The following is a 16,939-nucleotide window of genomic DNA, read 5'->3' as shown; positions in this document are numbered from 1 at the left end:
GAAGGCAAAGAGCATGAAAGCAAGTATGAGATCCAGATATATTATAATGACATTATTCTTTATTTCCTTCGGGCCTTTGTTTTCCAAAGAATTCGCTTTGCCGATCAAAGAAGTGACAGTCCATCAGGGAACGGCGCAGATTTTGAGAGTAGGCAAGGTGCAATTGGAACCGGGGGCAAATAAGATCGAGATATCTTATCTACCCGTATCCTTGTTGGAAGAGACCCTTACCGCCGGAGTGACTTCTCCCCAGGTGGAAGTCACCGGTTCTAGAACATGGAAAGAAGAAGGTACCGCCGCTTCCAACCCGGAAGTCGCTCAACTCCAAAAAAAGGTCCAAGGTTTGGAAAAGGATTTGGAATCCATTCTCGCAAAAGAGAACGATTTGAAATCGGAGAAGGAACTCTTATCGGAACTCAGGAAAAAGACCGCGGATACCGTAAGTCGCAATCTTTTGTACGGAAAAGTGGAAGGGGACGCCAAGAACTGGGGGACCTATTTGAGAAAAACCAGAGAGGAAGCCGTCGCCATTTTTTCCGCTTGGGAACGTATCGAAAAGGCGAAACGTAAATTGCAGACGGAGTTGGAGGAATCTAGGGCCCAACTTTCCATTCTACTCTCCCAAGCAGAAAAAAGCGCTAGGGTCACTTGGGTACAGATCGTAAATACTAGTGCGGAAGCCAAGACCGTGGATCTTAGATTGAGCTACCTGGTCGCTAATGCTGATTGGAGGCCTACTTACATACTGACTGCGGAAGATTCCTTAACCAAGGCTAGGTTGGAATATATCGCGGAGATCCGACAAGAAACGGGAGAAGATTGGAAGGGCGTACAACTTTTATTATCCACTACTCGTCCGGATTTGTCCCTTCGTCGTAATCGGTTGAGACCTCAGAGATTGTTCGATCAGGAAGTGAAAGCCAAGCAGGAGATACTAACCAATCAAACCCAAGCAGTCGGCGGCGCAATTGATAGAGAAGAATCGGAGACTTCCTTGCCGGAAGAACCTTCTCCTTCTAGCGAAAGAGGGAGCGGATTCTTATTCCGTTTACCTAAGGCAATCAGTCTTGCTTCCCAAAAGGAATCACGGAAGTTCGAAATGTTGGCCTTTACCGCATCGATTAAGGTTAAGACGGTAGCCGCTCCCCGTTATAAACCATTTCCCTTACTCGAAGCGGAGTTGCAAAATTCCAGCGATTTCCCGATTCTTCCCGGAGAAGTTTCCCTTTTTCGCAGTTCGGGTTTAGTTGGTAGGACAAAATTACCCTATGTTAGTCCGAAGGAAAATTTCTCCGCTTCTTTAGGGACGGAGGGTAGTTTAAGACTTTCTTATAGAAAAGAATCCAATCAGACCAAGGAAGGCATCATCTCCACGCAAAAAGTTTTGGAGAGAAGAGTCTATCTAAGTTTGGAGAATTTCGGCAAAGAGAGTCGCACGGTTATCGTTCGGGACCAGGTTCCCATATCGGAAGTCGCAAGCGTAAAGGTGGAAATCAATCGGGAGACCACTACGGAAGGTTCTAAGGAATTCAGACCGAATTCGGGAATTCTCGAATGGAATTTGGAAATTCCTCCTTCCGGAAAAAAGGATATAAAATTAGAATATAGAGTAACGTATCCTAGCGATCAGAATCTGAATTTAAATTAAGATCGGTTCGGATTCAGTTCCGTATTCTTCTCTCTCCGCTATTGCCAACGGATTGCGGGATCTTACTCATGTCCCAGAGTTCCAATTCCAATTGGAGTGGTAGGTTTTTAGGGACCTCGATGAGAAAGGAACCCTTTCCGTTGGAAGAGGAGAAGCAGCTTTGATCGGTACGCAGAGTTAGCTCCGGACGGGAAGCTCTCAACGGATTCCATTCCTGCGGTTTGGAATTTCCGGATCGTTTTAGATTTAGAATCACACATTGTTCCGTGGAGCCGGGGTTTTCGAATTCGAAATCCACTCGATAGGAATCCGTTTCCGAGCCTTCCGAGGATTTTTCCATATTCGTAATGCGAATCTTTCTATCCAAAGCGGGAGTTTCGATTTCCGGATGAGCGATTTTAGGAGGAGTCTCCTTTTTCAATAAATCCTCCATGGCATTATAGAAGTCTCCGTCTCCCTCCACATTATAATACGTGCCTTTCCCGGTCTTTGCGAGAGACTCCATGATCCGTTTCTCTTCGGGCTTCAGTCCTAAACCTAGGACATGCATTTTGAAATCGACTCCCTTCTGCTGAAGAATGCGTAATTCTTTTTCGGGATCTCCATAACAACTTTCGATTCCGTCGGTGACCAGTATGAGTTCCGTCGGAGATTTTCTACGGATGATATAATCTCCCGCGATTCGGATGGACTCCGCTAAGGGAGTGGCTCCGGAAGGAGTGAGTCCGAAGAGTTTATTTCTGAATTGTGGTCGGTTCCCTTTTTCCAAAGGCTGATAAAGTCGCGAGGATTGACATCCCGGAAGACGATTTCCGTAAGCGATAAAGCCTACTTCCGTTTCATCCTCGAGTTTATCCACATAATGTCTTACGTATTTTTTTGCGAGATGGATCTTTTGATAAATACCCAAATATTCATTCATGGAGCCGCTTGCATCCAAGACGAATAACTTGGAACTTTCTCGGTTTTCGGGAGGGTATAATTCCGGCGCGGATAGTAGAGGAAAAGCGAATAGAAGTAAGAGAAGAATCGAGAAGCGACCCGAAAGAACCCGGACGATTCCGATCTTTCCAATTTGTAAGAAGAATAACATTCTATCCGACCGTAATATGTACAGTATCGGTCGATACGAAGATTACATTAGAGCGACCGAACGAAATCTAAGAAATCCTCCTATTTACGATTCCATTGAATCAATTGAGGGTAGGAGTCCTCTTCTCCGAAGCGAATTCGAAAAACGGATACGGAACCGTAATCCAAAACCAATCGAAAGGAATTCTCCAAAGGCAATCCGAGTGTCAAGGAAGCCAAACATCGAATCGGCCCTCCATGGCTTACCCAGAGTTCCTTATATTCTGAAGTTTCTCCTTCTTCTCGCTTTAACTTTTCCCAGACTTTGGCAGCAGTCAGAGATTCCTCCCAGGATTCTGAGATACGAGATTGTAATTCGGAATAAGTCTCTCCGCCGGGCGGTTTTCGATTCACATAATCCAACATCCAAGGATCCGTTTCGCTCCTAGGTATATCCTCCCAGAGCCTTCCTTCCCATTCTCCGAAATCCAATTCTTGGATTCTATGGTCCACCTTCCAAATAGGAGAAGGTCCTACGGCTTCCAATCTTTTGCTGATATATTCCGCGAGACTATAGCAACGGAATAAGGGGCTAGTTCGAATGGAATGAATATGAGAGGGCAATAGTTTTAAGACGTTATGCGCTTCCGCTTCGAAGCTGGTGGGTAAGCCCAAGTCCGTCCTGCCGTAACAGGTTCCGGGCTCTACCTCGGGAGTGGTATGTCTGATTAAAATGATTTCCATGCGGCTAAAATTCCGATCAGGTATAAAAGCTCCGTCACTTGCTGGGTCGCGCCCAAACAATCTCCCGTATAACCTCCGAGCCAACGCTTATAGAAGCCTCTCAGATAAAGTAATCCGAATACTTGGAGAAGAAAGGGTAAAAGTAGGAATCCCAACAGTAAATCGGAGGGTAAGGAATCCAACAAAAAGAACGCGAACCAAGGTAAGAATCCCCAGATCGAAGATAGGAGAACGTCGGATATTTTCATGTCCTTCACGATCGGCTTGGCCTTGGACAGCGCATCTTCTCTCGCATAGGGTATGCTCTTGGCCATAACGTTCGCCCAGAATCTACTGGAGGAATGGGAGGAGAGAATCGCGATTAAAATGATTTCTATATTTAGATTCTCTAATGCAGTGTAGGATGTAAACTTGATGAGTAGAACTAGCAGAATCCCGATGGTTCCGAAAGCTCCTATGCGACTGTCCTTCATGATCTCCAGAATTCTTTCTTTGGTCCAACCCCCGCCGAAGCCGTCACATACGTCCGTAAAACCGTCCTCGTGAAAGGCTCCCGTGGCGAGAACGGAGGCGGACATGGAAAGAGCGACGGAAAGTTGCCAAGGGAGACTCAGACTGGAGGCCCAAAGAACTCCTCCAGAAATCCCCGCTACAATCCATCCGATCAAGGGAAAATACCGGGTGGAGGATGTGAGATCCTCTTCCGAATGCTCCACCCAGGAAGGCACGATGATTCTAGTATTGTAACGGACCGAGGATAGGAAGATAACCAATTCTTTGCGGATTCTAGCAAACATGTAGGAACAACATTAATTTCGGAACGGCTTCGCCGATCGAGAATTTAAAACCGTATTATTCCTTTTTCTCGGAAACGCCCGCTTGTTCGAAGCTTGCCATATCTTTTAAAAAAGCGACCGCAGATTGCAGAATGGGATAGGCCAAGGCGCAACCGGTTCCTTCTCCCAATCTAAGACCTAAGTCCAAGATCGGTTCCGCATCGAAGAAATCCAAAATCGATCGATGCCCTTGTTCGGAAGATTTATGGGCGAATACGGCGTTTCGAACTATCTTAGGTTCCATTCTCGCCGCAGTTAGGAAGGCGGAACTCGCGATAAATCCGTCTACGAGTATCAATCGATTTTCCTTATAAGACGAAAGCATCGCTCCGCAGATCATTGCGATTTCGAAACCGCCGAAAACGGAGAGAACTTCCACGGGGTCCTTCGGGTTAGGGGAATGTTTATGCCTACAAGCGTTTAAGATCTGTTTCTTATGTTCTAAGGCATTATCGTCCAATCCTGTTCCTCTTCCTGCCAGTTCTTCGGCGGGTTTGTCCAGAAAGACGGACGCGAGTAAGGCCGCGGATGAAGTGTTTCCGATTCCCATTTCTCCGAAACCAATCACATTACAATCTTTTGATACTCTTTGCGAGGCGATCTCGGCTCCTTTTTGAAGGGCGGTCTCGCATTCCTCCTTGGTCATTGCCGGTTCATTCAGGATATTCCTAGTACCCGAAGCAATTTTCGCATGAATTAAATTAGGAGAAAGGTTTTCGAAATTTCCCGCAACTCCGGCATCGATCACAAGAAGCTCTATATCATGCTGCTTGCAGAAAACGTTTATCGCCGCTCCTCCGTTCAGGAAATTCAGGACCATCTGAAAGGTGACTTCTTTCGGAAATGCGGATACGCCGGAGTCCGCCAGTCCGTGATCTCCTGCAAATACCAGAACATGAGGATTCTTCAATTCGGGTTCTATACTTCCTTGTATGGTCCCGATTCTATATGCCAAATCCTCCAAGCGACCTAAAGCCCCGAGAGGTTTCGTTTTCGTATCGATCTTATGTCGGAGCAGTTTCTCTAAATCCAATTGATGCACTTTAGTCGGTCTTATCACGGATACTGAATATTCTTTTCGATTCTCTTAATTTTTTGCCCAAGAGGCTTTTCGGGCTAGATTTCTTCCCACACGGATTTCGATTCCGTCTAGGACTCCGAATAAAATCGCGGAGTAGACCAAGTCTCCTAAAATCGTGGCTTGGAAGAATGGAAGTGCTGCCAAATAACAGGCAAACAAACCTTCCCAGGATTTCGGATACATGGAACCGATCGCCCAAACCGCGAAATTCGTGACTAAAAAGAATTGGACCGCAGCTAACATCGAGACACCTACGGTTCTGTAAATGGAAGAGGATTCGGATAAGAAGATTCTCCCGAAAGATACATTCATTAAAAAGGAAAGATAAATCACCGGAAGAGTATCGTGTAACCAATCGTAACCGTGGATCCAGCCCAGAAGTCGATCCGATATGAGCATTAAAATAACCGGAACCGCGTATGCGGTCCAACCTTTGATTCGGGCCCCTGAATAAACGCTTAAGGCACCTACGGGAGAAAAATTTCCCGGATGGGGAAGAATTCTCGCAATTACGGAAAAGAAGATTCCCACCCAATGTAAAGGTTCCCAGTTTCGGGAAGATAAAAAATTAGCGGATTTCTGTAAGAGTGAAGATTGTAATTTCATAATATTCTCCTAAATGATTACGGACTGACGGTTCTGGCGAGTACTCCATCTACATCCGGTCCTCCGTCGAAGCTTCCGGAAGGAGTCGGAAAGTCGGTCCTATTATTGATTAATTTAATGTATTTGAATCCGTTCGTTTGAATGTCGAATAAAACGGAACTGTTACAACCGTTGGAGAAGCGCGCGTCTTCCTTTAAATCGTTTATATCGAAAGCGTCTCCTCCGGCATTTGCAACGAAAGGAGTAGGGAAAATCTGCGCAGGAGTGAGAGGATTCGTACCCATATTCCATAAAACGGGGAGTAGGCCTGCGAAGTGCAGCCAATTGTCCGGATCCAAACTAACAACAGGACTGGAACCCACATATTCAGGATAAAATCCGCAATAGTTTGTTCCGTCGTAACTCACTTCTACGACCATCGGCTCCAAGAAATAATTCACGGAAGACGCTTGTCGGAATCCGTTCTCGAAAACGATGAAGTCGATTCCGGATTGGTTGAGTACAGTGGAACCGCCCCATGAGAGAATGAGATAGTTGCTCCCGCTCGCGTTTCCGATGGTATAAACGTCGAATCCGCCTGAATACTGTCCTCCTCCGCAAACTCCGTTAATTGCCTTTGTAGGATCCTTGAACTCTATGCTTGGATCATTTCCGGGTGCATCTACGACTGTATTTGCCAAAAAATACTCGGACGGAACTGAGTTAGGTGGGCAGGGAGAAAAGCCTTGAGAAGAACCGTTTTGGGTGAGCAAAAGTAAACCGCTAAAATCGGTTCCGCTCCCTCCTCCGTCGCAATTCTGAAAGAACGAAAAAGAAACGAGTAGAAAAAGAAAGATTCTCTTAAATTGATTCATAGGGTCAGGTAACTCCTTCTGGAGCGGATCCGATTCTCTTTAAGTCTCGAAGCCGAATTCACACGTTAGTCGAAATATGGAGATATTTCGGGTGTGAACCGTATTTGATGTAAAAGTCGATATTGGATCCGTTCAAGTGTCCGAATTTGCTCTCGGGACCCCTTCGAACGACGCGGATGCGACGGCGAGAATGCGATATACTCCAACCTCGAGTGTTAATATCGCGGGGAAGATCTGGCTCGTTCCGTTCTTATGAAAGAAAGGACATCACAGTTGCGGGTCAGCGCGGGATTAAATAAACCCGACTTCCTCCCTGAAAGCTTGCTTCCAGGGTTTTGTTTGGCAGGGTGCTTGGCAAGGGAAAAATCCGAATTTTAAATCGGGCTCGTATCCGCTTAAAATCGAGTTCTAAGGGAGTTTAAAGCTCGAGAAGAAGTATTAAAAGATTCCATTTCGGTACATAATTAACGGAAAATCTTTCTCAAGAAAGATAATCGCAAAAAATGTGGGAAAGATTTTTCAAAGACCGAAACTATAATAGAGAGCAATCATAATCGTATAGATAGAGGGAGGTCCGATGAAAATTAGCCGATCTACTTTTTTAAAAGCGGGAATTTTAACGGCGGCATCCGTTTGGGGAGCAAAGAGCGGACGCTTATTCTCACAAACGCCCGCCGCTTCGGGTAAGCGAGTCATCGTTTTAGGCGGAGGAATCGCCGGTTTATATTCCGCTTATCTATTGGGAAAGACGGGAAGTAAAGTCGTCCTCATCGAAGCCACGGATCGAGTGGGCGGAAGAATACGATCCGTTGCGGATCCTTCCGGACATGTGATGGATTTGGGTGCTGAGTGGATAAGTTCCGAAGACAAGACAGTAAAAAGTCTTGTTCGGGAACTCGGATTGAAATTGCAATCGGCTCCTTTGCAACCCGATCTTTTCTCCGGCACATATAAAAAAGCGGGCACCTGGGATATTTCTTCCAAGTCCCAGGAAATCCTAAGCAAGCTGGTGAGTCAGAATTCGAAACTGAATACCGCTCAACAACAGGGACTAGATCGTATTAGTTTTTATAATTATCTAATATACCAAGGAGTCTCTCCGGAAGACCTTTCCCTTTTGGGTTATAGACTCTCCTTGCATTACGGGGATAGTATCCGGGTATTATCGGCGCAGAAGGTTTTGGGCGATCTGAATCAATTTCCCCAAAGGAACGCACGGGTCGAAGGAGGAATGGAAAGCATAGCCAAAAATCTGGTTTTGAATATCGAGAATACCGAGTTCGTATTTTCCGATCCCGTTCTGTCCGTAGACCAAGATGCGGCCGGAGTTACGGTAACCACAGCCTCCGGAAGAAAATTTTCGGGAGCGACTTGTATTTGCACGTTACCTACAAACCAATTGTCGGCAGTAAAATGGAATCCCGATCTGGATAAGGAAAAATTACTGGCCGCATTGAGAGTCAGATATTCTCAGATCTTTAAATTATTTTTGGTAGTAAAGGAAGCTCCTTGGGAATCCAGTCCTTTCGCCGTGCATTCCGATGCTGCGGCGCAATTTATTTACGATGCAAGCACGAAGGCGGATGTTTCGGATAAGGTGCTCGGTGTGATCGCAAACGGCGATCGTTACTCCGTATTTGAATCCTCCAATCAGGATCAGAAGATCGATTATGTAAGGTTAACTTTGGGTAGGCTCGGATTGAAAAAGGAACTCCAAATCCAGCGCCTGTATTCCACGGAACCGAGTAAGGATTACGTTCCCAACGGAATCGCTACTTTTCCCCCGGGGAGTTTCGGTTCGGAAATCAATTTGCGAAAACCGTTCGATCGAATCTTCTTTGCGGGAGAACATACCGGCGAAATCACGGGCACAGTGGAAGCGGCCTTAAGTTCCGCGATCAAAGCTGTGAATCTAGTTTAAGGAATTCGTTCTGCAAGGTGAGGATTCCTTTGCTCGACTTTTGAAAGAAAACTCTTAATATTTTATGAATGCAGTATAAAGATCGCATATCGATTGATCCGAACAGGAGGGCCGGAAAGCCTTGCATTCGTGATTTGTGAATTACGGTATACGATATTCTGGAGTTTTTTATTCGGATTTCCCCCGAAAGTCATTTGGTTGAAACTTGGAAATTGTACTACAAACCAAATTGTTTCACTCTAAAAAGCGAGTTGGAGCAGATATTCAAATTCGAGCAGGATCAAGAAGCTGCATTTCTTGTGCTCCATAGTGGAAATTAAATACTCGCGATCAAGTTCGAGAATTTCTAAAACAAAAATAACCTAAAGATTGTGTGGTATTTTTGTCGGAATATTTGCATTCGTGGTCTTGGCGAATGGAGCAGCTCTTTTTGTCGATTTTCCATTTTCCGGATTTGTACATCTGGATGATCTTTTCCGTTGCGTAGCCATCCAACAGAGGATCATAATATAATTCGAGATCTTCTTCGATTCCCGCGTAAAACATTAATCTTTTTTTGAGATCGTCCTCGGTAAGTTTAGGATCCGTTTCGGAAGCGGAAGAGCAATGGTCCTTTAAGCGATTTCCTTTCCATTGGGAAATCGACATCCTTCCGTTTCGAAAGGAGACGATTCCTTCGAGTAATCCCTTGGAACAAAAACCTCCTTCTTCTTCCCAATCTATTTCGAGTCTGGCGATTCCATCCTGGAGGGTCAACGTTTCATTTTGATAATAACCGCAATTATCTCCTGAGTAAAGATATAGGCTAGCCTTCTTTTTGCTTTTTGGAGGAGGAGAATCGGACAGATAGTCTCCGAAAATGTATCCTTGCATTTCCGGAAAGTAGAACCAATAGATCTTAGAGCGGTTTTGGACCTCGAAAGTTTGGGCCTTTTCGACTAGGATTTTCGTGCCGTATGGTAAGAATCCCAACTTCTCCGACTGTCGATCCGGACGGATTCTTACGTTCAAGGCGTCGCCGGTTACGTATACTGTCTGCAGATTCTTTTCCGATTCGCCGAAAACGGAGAGGCAATTTACCGAATAGAATATTAAGAAAATAGAAAATAATAATTGCCGAAGCGAGGATATCGTTCGGGTATGAAACGCAAAAAACCCGAAAGCTGCCTCTTTTTCAGGAACGGCTTTCGGGTTTTTAAGGGACACAGGTGATTGTCGGATTAATCTTCGATTACGCTCATCGCATATTCGGAAATCGCATCTCTTCTTTGTTCCGCAAAATCCTTATGGAACCATAGGTTTTGGATTTTAGAGGCTTCTTTTTTATTTCCGATCGTGATCTTGGTCATACATTCTTCGACCGCGAATTTCATCGCTTCCTTACCGGTTTCCCCCAAACCCTTGTTCCGCTTCTTGCGAATCACTTGGCCTCCGGATTTATCCACTCTCTTGATGAGAGCGTCGTAATCCTTATCGTCGATACAGAAGACAGTTTCGGTTTTTTTGGAATCTCCCATTCTTACGTCTACCTCGTAGAGAGGCGCACTGGAAATATGGATAAGTCCCAATTCGAATAACTCGGGCCAGTATTCGTAAAAGAAGGAAAGCATAAGAGAGCGAATCGCATATCCGTCAAAGTCCGCATCCGTGATGATACTAACTTTTTCGTAATTCAATTCTTCTATAGATTTTACTTTTTGGTCCAGAGGAAGTCCCAAGATAGCGACGATATTCTTCAATTCTTCGTTAGCGATCGCTTTTGCAAGAGAGACCCCTTTACAGTTCATCGGCTTCCCTCTCAAAGGAAATAAACCGTGCAGTTTGGGATTTCTGGCGGGACGAAGACCCGCGATGGCGGAATCCCCTTCCGCAACGAAGAGAACTCTACCAGCATCTCCCGATTTTCCGGTAGGAGGCATGAGTTTGGGAATATTCATCTTGCTCGCTTTTTTGAGTCCGCGTTGTGCGTCTTCGAAAGCTTTGAGCTGGGTACGTTTCTCCATTTGGAGTTTTACTTCTTCTAGGAGTCCGGTCTTTTTGATGAATTTATCCAAATGCTTGTCTACGGCGTTACGGATATCCTCGTTTAGATCGTTGATCAAATAGGATTTATCCTGGGACTTGAATCGCGGATTCAAGAGTCTCGCGTTCACATACATGTGGAAGCAATTTCGAACGTCGTTACGAGTACAGCTCGTCTTTAGTTTCTTTTCCAAAGAGACGATCTGGCTTTTTTTTCGGACTTCATCGCAGAGTCTGTTTTCCAGATACTCGATAGCGGAACCGCCTTGCGGAGCGAAGATGGAGTTAACCCAGGTAAGATTCTTGTTCTGGCCGATGACTAGATAAGCTTCCAGGTGTAACTGGGAACCGGAGCTAGGAGCCTGGTAATCCATTTTATAATAAGTCAATTCGGAATGGGAGAAAATCTCGTCCAGACCCTTCTTGAACTTGTACTTATCCTTCTTGCCTTTATGAACGAACTGAACTTCCAAGCCGGGGTTCGTCATGGCGATATCCTGGAGATATTGTTTCATCAAATCCACATTGAAGGATACGTCCAGACTATTGAAGTATTTAGGATTGAGTTCGAACTCGACGGAAGTTCCGTGATCTTCTTTCGCGGCCTTGTCGATCGCCTCGATCATATTCGTCTTTTTGCAAATAGGTTGCAACTTTTCGATTTGATCTTTGGTGAGAAGTGGACAATCGTCGAATTTTCCGTGTTCGTCGAAGTATAGGAAAACCCGCTCGGTATCCTCTTTGGAAAGTTTATAAGAACGGATTTGCTTTTTTGCATCCTCATGAAGAGTGAAAAGCTTTTTGAAAGTGGCTCCTCCGTTGGTGGTCTTCACTTTGAAATAAGAGGAAACCATTCTTACGAGAGATATGCCCACCCCGTTTTGTCCGGCTACGTGGTCCTGCTTTACGTGGTCGTCGAAGTTCTCCCCATACATCAGATGGAGATATACTCCCTCCGCGTTTTTAGCCGGGATTCCGCGTCCGTTATCCGCGACAGTTACGGTTTTACGATCCGAAGAAAGCTGTATGATCAGCTTGGACATCTTATCCTTTTCCGGGATGGACTTGTCCTTTTGGTTCTTGCGATATTCGTCCACCGCGTTCATACATGCCTCGTCCAAGCATTTTAATTTTGCAGGAACGTCTTCAAGTTCTTCGTGGACGATTTCGTATAGGCCGTCGTTGTTTTTGCGGAAGAAATGCTGTTCGAATGTGGAGGCGGAGTTCTGGCCCAACCACATTCCCGTTCTCATCCTAACGTGCTCTACGTTGGAGAGTTTTTTGAAGTTCCGTTCCGCTGCTGCGGCCGGCTTCTTCTCGGTTTTGGTCTTGGCAGTACTCATTCCTTATCCCATTTGTCCTTGAGTTCGGTTAATTCGCCGATCATGAATTCGGTCAATTTCTTATCTTCTTTTACCAGCCCTTGGTATCTGGAAAGGGCGGATTTGGCTTCCACGATCGCTTCTTCGCATTTACGAACTTCTTCGATCGTCATTCTATAGACCGGAATGGAAGCCAACCATTCGTAATAATTGAATTTCGCCTTTTGGAGTCTGTCCTCGAAGTCCTTCTTGGATTTGATCCCGATGACTTTCTCGTTCCATTTTTCCTTAATGAATCTTATCAATTCGGAGTTTCTTGCGATCTTTTCCTCTTCCAAACCGGCCAGACGTTTGAAACGTCGGATCAGGTGGGTCTTACGGAAATCGCAGAATCTTTTGATGATCTCCTCGGGGCCGAAATTCTTCAGGCGACCGTCGTAAGTGATCACGTTATTCGCTAGAGTTTGCGTGTCTTCCTTGGATAAAACTTCCGCGATCTGTTTCGCGTTCGGTTTTTCTCCCTTCTTATACTGCAATTCGATACGGAATGTCTGGCTGGAATAATCCACATAATCTTTGAGCCAGGTGTCCTTCTTCTCTAAGATATCATCTAGTAGATTGATGACTTTTTCACGGTTCCAGTTCATGGGAGCGTCGGTCAGATATAAAGTATCCCCTTCCCAAGTACAATTAAAGGTCGTGGTCATCGTGATATTGCCGGCTTCGGTCTTGGCGGATTTGACTTCTCCCTTGAAGTCTTTATACCAAGGCTTAAGAGGAAGAGGCTTCTTAGTCTTCAGATAGTTGATCTGAGAATTGATGACATGAGAAAGCTTATGACCGGGAATGAAGCAACGAAATCCGGTCGCGATTCCTTGGATATTATTGAGCAGAACTACAGGAACTTTTCCTACGAAGTGAATAGGTTCGTCTTCGGTCTCGTCGTAGTTCTTAACATAATCGATATCGGGAAGGCTTTCGAAAAATCCCAAGTCTTTGGCGAAGTCCGAAAGTTTTACCTCTGTGTATCGGGGAGAAGCGATTGCGCTCGGATCCAAAACGTCTCCGAACGTTCCTTCGCCGGATACTAAAGGATAATTATTTGCGAAGGTGAAATCTTGGGCCATCTGAGACAATGCGTCTTGGATGGATCTATCGCCGTGAGGGTGGTATCCCATGGCGAGTCCCGCTACTTTTACGGTTTTAGTGTAACGATTGCGGGCATCCGAGTTCCACATAGCCCAAAGAATCCGTCTTTGCACCGGTTTCAGGCCGTCGATTTCGTGTGGAATCGCCCTTGAATCGCATACGTATCGGGAATACTTCCTCTGGTCGTCGTTGACCTGGTCCTCAAAAGGTACTTTTGGGAAGTTATCTTTGCCTGATTTATTGGAATCTTTCATGGGACTTTTATTGCCAAGGGATTTTAGGACGTTTTTACTGTCAACCTTTTACTATATTACGGATTGGAACTTGCCCCCTAAGGGAAGAATTCGACTCCGTTGCAGGTATTCTTACTTTCTCGTCGGGAAACACAGATAAGGAAAGAAAATTTCCCGGTTTTTCCTTGAAGATTCGGCTGAAAACCGGAAGTTTTTCCGGAAATCCCCTTTTTTCCGGCTGGATCAACTTGAATCAAAAGTTCCGTTCCGAATATTTTCCGTACTTTCTTATCTGGATCGCGGTCATTACTTTCTCCATAGGATCCTGTTCCTCTTTGTCGGAGCTTGTACAAAGATTTACGGAAGACAAATCTCCCTTCGAAAATCTTCCCAACACTCGGGTTTATTGGAACCTGAGCCCGGGCGCTCAGTCTTCCGAATCCTTTCGTAGCCTCCCCGGGCATCTGCGTTATCTGGTCATTCATATTCTTCCTAATAAGGAAAAGATTTGGCAGGGAGAGGTGGATCTTTGGGAAGCCAAGGACGAATTCTTATCTTCTCTTCCTAAGGGGATTTATTTTCCTCGCCTGAGTTTTAAGGCGGCCATTCTTACGGGTTCTACCCAATTGGGAGAAACGGATTCCCCTCTTTCCAAGAAGGTTTTCTTTTTTCCTTCGGTACATTCTTTTTGGGAATGGGAGGGAGATTCTTTTTCTTCCGGAATGAAACAAATGCTTTCTCGCAATGCTTCCATCGCGGATTGGAATCTGATATTCGATTTCCAGTCGGATGGAATCGCTTGGGTATCCAAAGAAACTCGAAGCGTGGGTGCCGGATATAAATTGCAATGGGAGAATATACGAAATCGAGGAACCAGTCTTTCTACGGATTTTCACCATCCTTCCGGTAGGAGTTTTCCTTTTGCGGATTACGATTATAGAAATCAGATTTTTAGATTCCTTCCCTTACAGGAGGCTTCCATTCCGGTTTGGGTTTTTAAAAAGGAAGGGGATCTTCGCTGGGCTTGGAGTCTTTTGCCCGAAGAGTTGGTGGCCAATGCGTTCTCGAAACGAAAACAAACCGGAAAGTCGGAATTAAGCGGCGCCCTTTTTTATGATCTGGCAAACAATAATCCGTTTACTGCCCGAGCTGATTTAAAGGACTATCCAATCATCCTCTTAAAAGACGAAGACAATGCCAGAAAATAAGGAAGTTAGAACCAGGTTCGCACCTTCTCCTACCGGTTTCCTTCATGTGGGCGGCGCAAGAACCGCTCTATTCAATTATCTATATGCTAAAGCCCAAGGCGGAAAATTCCTGCTTAGGATAGAAGATACGGACCAAACTCGTTCCACCGAAGAATCCTTCAAAACCATTCTCGAATCCTTGAAATGGTTAGGGATACAATGGGACGAGGGTCCCGGAGTCGGCGGACCTCACGGACCTTATGTCCAATCCGAGAGGATTTCCATTTATAAAGAATATACCGAAAAGTTGATCTCCGAAGGAAAAGCTTATCGTTGTTTCTGTACTCAGGAAGAATTGGAAGCTAAGAAGAAGCAAGCCGAGGCGATGGGAGTTCCCTATGTCTACGACGGCTTGCACGCGAACATGAGTCCTCAGGAAGTACAGGAAAAATTGGATGCGGGCATTCCTTATTCCGTACGTTTCAAGACGCCTTCCAAGACTCTGATCTTCGATGATATCATCCAAGGAAAGGTCAAATTCGAGACCAAGCTGATCGGCGATTTTATCATCGTTAAATCGGACGGCTTCCCTTCCTACAATTACGCGGTCGTAGTAGACGACGGTTTGATGAAGATCTCCCATGTGATCCGGGGAGTGGGGCATTTGTCCAATACTCCTAGGCAAATTCTGATTTATGAGGCCCTAGGATTTCCAGTTCCGGAATTCGCCCACGCGTCCGAGATCGTGGGGATGGACGGGAAGAAACTTTCCAAACGCGCAGGCGCCACATCCATATTAGCATTCCGTGATTTAGGTTATCTGCCCGAGACATTCTCCAATTATATGGCTTTACTCGGATGGACTTCTCCGGACGGACAGGAATATCTGCCCGGCGATACTTTAGATAAAATCTTCGATGTGCATCGTTGCTCTAAGTCCCCTTCCACCTTCGACGTTTTCAAAAAACCGAAAGGAGAAGAGGAGGTCGCAACCAATTTCTCCAGCCTCGATCAGATTTCCGAAGCGATGAATCCTAAATCCAAATTGAATTGGTTGTCGAATAAATATATTCGAGAGCTTCCGATCGAAAGCGTAACCGAAAGTTTGGCTCCTTTTTTAGAAAGCAGAACGGACATTCCGACGGAATTCAAGAATCCGAAGAGCCCGGAACTTCGTTCCATAGTGGATAGCGTGAGAGTCTATCTGGACAATCTTCGCCAGGCACCTGCTTACATTGCGGAATTCTTCGTTTCCGATGTGAAGGTCGAAGAAGGGGAAGCCATGGAAATTCTATCCCAAGAATTTTCTCCCGCAGTGGTCCGAACTTTTTACGAGCTACTACGGAAATCGGATCCGAAAACCGATGAAGATTATAAAGGTTTAATGGCGCAAACCGGAGAGGTTTCGGGTCAGAAGGGCAAGAATCTATTCATGCCTATCCGAGTCTCCGCTACAGGAAAAGCCCACGGTCTAGAGTTACCCATTCTCTTTCCCCTCTTAGGTAAGGAAAAGCTACTCAAACGGGTAGAGAAAACGGCAGGCCAGACAGGAATTTCCTTATCCTGAAGTTTTTTCGGGGGTTTTTTGTTGCAAAACCCCCCTTTAAACCTGTATTACTAGTACTAGGAACTTCTAATAGAAATGAGGGATACCGCCGATTCACTTTTGGTAAGGCAACATGCGGGTTCGTACGTTATGTTCCTTCCTCCGGATTTGGCCAGCATCCGAGACTTCCGGGCCGCGCTGCGAAAGTCTCTGGAAGAGAATTCCTTTGCTAGCAAGGATATCCAGCAAATCGAATTAGCCGCCGACGAAGCTCTTACCAATTCGATTTCCGCAAATTTCAACTCCAGCTCCGACGAAACCATCATCTGTAGATGGATTCTAAAAGACTCCAAATTCACATTATGGATCGTGGATTACGGTTCCGGACTCAAGGCCGAAAAGTTAGAATCCGTAGTTGTGGAGAAAAAGCCTTCTTCCCTTCAGGAATTCCTGAAAAAGGTTCAGACCTACCAGGAAGGTAAATGCGAGATTTTGCCTCTTCGCGGTAAACCCACTCTACACCGTAATTCCGGAAAGGGCTTACAGATCATGCAAGCGATGATGGATTCCGTAAAAGTAATGTATCATTGCAAGGAAGGAAGGATTTCCTCCGACCCTTCCGATTCCAGCATCCGCGGTTCCATCATAGAACTCGCATTCGATTCCAAAAAACACACGGTATGATTCGGTTCGACCGGATCGACTTGCCAAAAATAAAC

General features: G+C 45.5%; 14 protein-coding genes. 5 read left to right on the top strand and 9 right to left on the bottom strand.

Annotation, left to right across the window (positions count from 1 at the left end; translation table 11 throughout):
* Nucleotides 1–13: 13 nt before the first annotated feature.
* Nucleotides 14–1,648 (top strand): mucoidy inhibitor MuiA family protein, encoded by a 1,635-nt coding sequence (locus tag LEP1GSC061_RS14450; RefSeq protein ID WP_016546547.1) that lies wholly within the window; start codon nt 14–16, stop codon nt 1,646–1,648.
* A gap of 13 nt (nt 1,649–1,661) precedes the next feature.
* Here LEP1GSC061_RS14450 and LEP1GSC061_RS14445 read toward each other — a convergent pair whose 3' ends face one another.
* The 6 genes from LEP1GSC061_RS14445 to LEP1GSC061_RS14420 all read right to left on the bottom strand — a co-directional run bounded on the left by LEP1GSC061_RS14445 (nt 1,662) and on the right by LEP1GSC061_RS14420 (nt 6,840).
* Nucleotides 1,662–2,741, bottom strand: coding sequence for a vWA domain-containing protein (locus tag LEP1GSC061_RS14445; protein ID WP_016546456.1), 1,080 nt, complete (start codon nt 2,739–2,741; stop codon nt 1,662–1,664).
* 80 nt (nt 2,742–2,821) lie between these two features.
* Nucleotides 2,822–3,463 carry a histidine phosphatase family protein gene (locus LEP1GSC061_RS14440; protein ID WP_016546410.1) on the bottom strand — a complete coding sequence of 214 codons (642 nt, stop codon included), beginning with the start codon at nt 3,461–3,463 and terminating at the stop codon, nt 2,822–2,824.
* A complete protein-coding gene (locus LEP1GSC061_RS14435) occupies nt 3,448–4,260 on the bottom strand; it encodes an adenosylcobinamide-GDP ribazoletransferase (RefSeq protein WP_016546125.1) in 813 nt (270 codons plus the stop codon). Before LEP1GSC061_RS14435 ends, LEP1GSC061_RS14440 begins: the two co-directional genes overlap by 16 nt.
* 55 nt (nt 4,261–4,315) lie before the next feature.
* The gene (gene cobT, locus LEP1GSC061_RS14430; protein ID WP_040508902.1) at nt 4,316–5,341 is read right to left on the bottom strand and encodes a nicotinate-nucleotide--dimethylbenzimidazole phosphoribosyltransferase; all 1,026 of its coding nucleotides are present in this window, start codon (nt 5,339–5,341) and stop codon (nt 4,316–4,318) included.
* A gap of 45 nt (nt 5,342–5,386) precedes the next feature.
* On the bottom strand, nt 5,387–5,986 hold the full coding sequence (locus LEP1GSC061_RS14425) for a DUF6580 family putative transport protein (protein ID WP_016546780.1): 600 nt from the start codon (nt 5,984–5,986) through the stop codon (nt 5,387–5,389).
* Nucleotides 5,987–6,003: 17 nt separating this feature from the next.
* Nucleotides 6,004–6,840 carry an LIC_13355 family lipoprotein gene (locus tag LEP1GSC061_RS14420; RefSeq protein ID WP_016546698.1) on the bottom strand — a complete coding sequence of 279 codons (837 nt, stop codon included), beginning with the start codon at nt 6,838–6,840 and terminating at the stop codon, nt 6,004–6,006.
* Nucleotides 6,841–7,417: 577 nt separating this feature from the next.
* Between LEP1GSC061_RS14420 and LEP1GSC061_RS14415 the strand changes: the two genes are divergently transcribed.
* The gene (locus tag LEP1GSC061_RS14415) at nt 7,418–8,761 is read left to right on the top strand and encodes a flavin monoamine oxidase family protein (RefSeq protein WP_016546773.1); all 1,344 of its coding nucleotides are present in this window, start codon (nt 7,418–7,420) and stop codon (nt 8,759–8,761) included.
* Between the two features lie 330 nt (nt 8,762–9,091).
* Here LEP1GSC061_RS14415 and LEP1GSC061_RS14410 read toward each other — a convergent pair whose 3' ends face one another.
* From LEP1GSC061_RS14410 to LEP1GSC061_RS14400, 3 genes are read right to left on the bottom strand one after another with little or no spacing between them, the layout of a single operon-like run.
* Nucleotides 9,092–9,967 carry an SH3 domain-containing protein gene (locus LEP1GSC061_RS14410; RefSeq protein WP_016546559.1) on the bottom strand — a complete coding sequence of 292 codons (876 nt, stop codon included), beginning with the start codon at nt 9,965–9,967 and terminating at the stop codon, nt 9,092–9,094.
* Nucleotides 9,968–9,981: 14 nt separating this feature from the next.
* A complete protein-coding gene (locus LEP1GSC061_RS14405) occupies nt 9,982–12,126 on the bottom strand; it encodes a toprim domain-containing protein (RefSeq protein WP_016546870.1) in 2,145 nt (714 codons plus the stop codon).
* Nucleotides 12,123–13,508 (bottom strand): DNA gyrase subunit A, encoded by a 1,386-nt coding sequence (locus LEP1GSC061_RS14400; protein ID WP_040508899.1) that lies wholly within the window; start codon nt 13,506–13,508, stop codon nt 12,123–12,125. The genes LEP1GSC061_RS14405 and LEP1GSC061_RS14400 overlap by 4 nt, the downstream gene beginning before the upstream one ends.
* 164 nt (nt 13,509–13,672) lie before the next feature.
* On the opposite strand from LEP1GSC061_RS14400, the gene LEP1GSC061_RS14390 reads away from it, so the two are divergent.
* The 3 genes from LEP1GSC061_RS14390 to LEP1GSC061_RS14380 all read left to right on the top strand — a co-directional run bounded on the left by LEP1GSC061_RS14390 (nt 13,673) and on the right by LEP1GSC061_RS14380 (nt 16,904).
* Nucleotides 13,673–14,695, top strand: a complete 1,023-nt coding sequence (locus tag LEP1GSC061_RS14390) for an LIC_13346 family putative lipoprotein (protein WP_232218471.1) — start codon at nt 13,673–13,675, stop codon at nt 14,693–14,695.
* Nucleotides 14,682–16,241, top strand: a complete 1,560-nt coding sequence (gltX, locus tag LEP1GSC061_RS14385; RefSeq protein WP_016546183.1) for a glutamate--tRNA ligase — start codon at nt 14,682–14,684, stop codon at nt 16,239–16,241. The genes LEP1GSC061_RS14390 and gltX overlap by 14 nt, the downstream gene beginning before the upstream one ends.
* Before the next feature lie 75 nt (nt 16,242–16,316).
* Nucleotides 16,317–16,904, top strand: coding sequence for an ATP-binding protein (locus tag LEP1GSC061_RS14380; RefSeq protein WP_016546270.1), 588 nt, complete (start codon nt 16,317–16,319; stop codon nt 16,902–16,904).
* Nucleotides 16,905–16,939 lie beyond the last annotated feature (35 nt).

This window comes from Leptospira wolffii serovar Khorat str. Khorat-H2, assembly GCF_000306115.2.
GTDB lineage: Bacteria > Spirochaetota > Leptospiria > Leptospirales > Leptospiraceae > Leptospira_B > Leptospira_B wolffii.
Note: the sequence above shows the minus strand (reverse complement) of the source record. Positions and strands in the feature narration are given on the sequence as shown.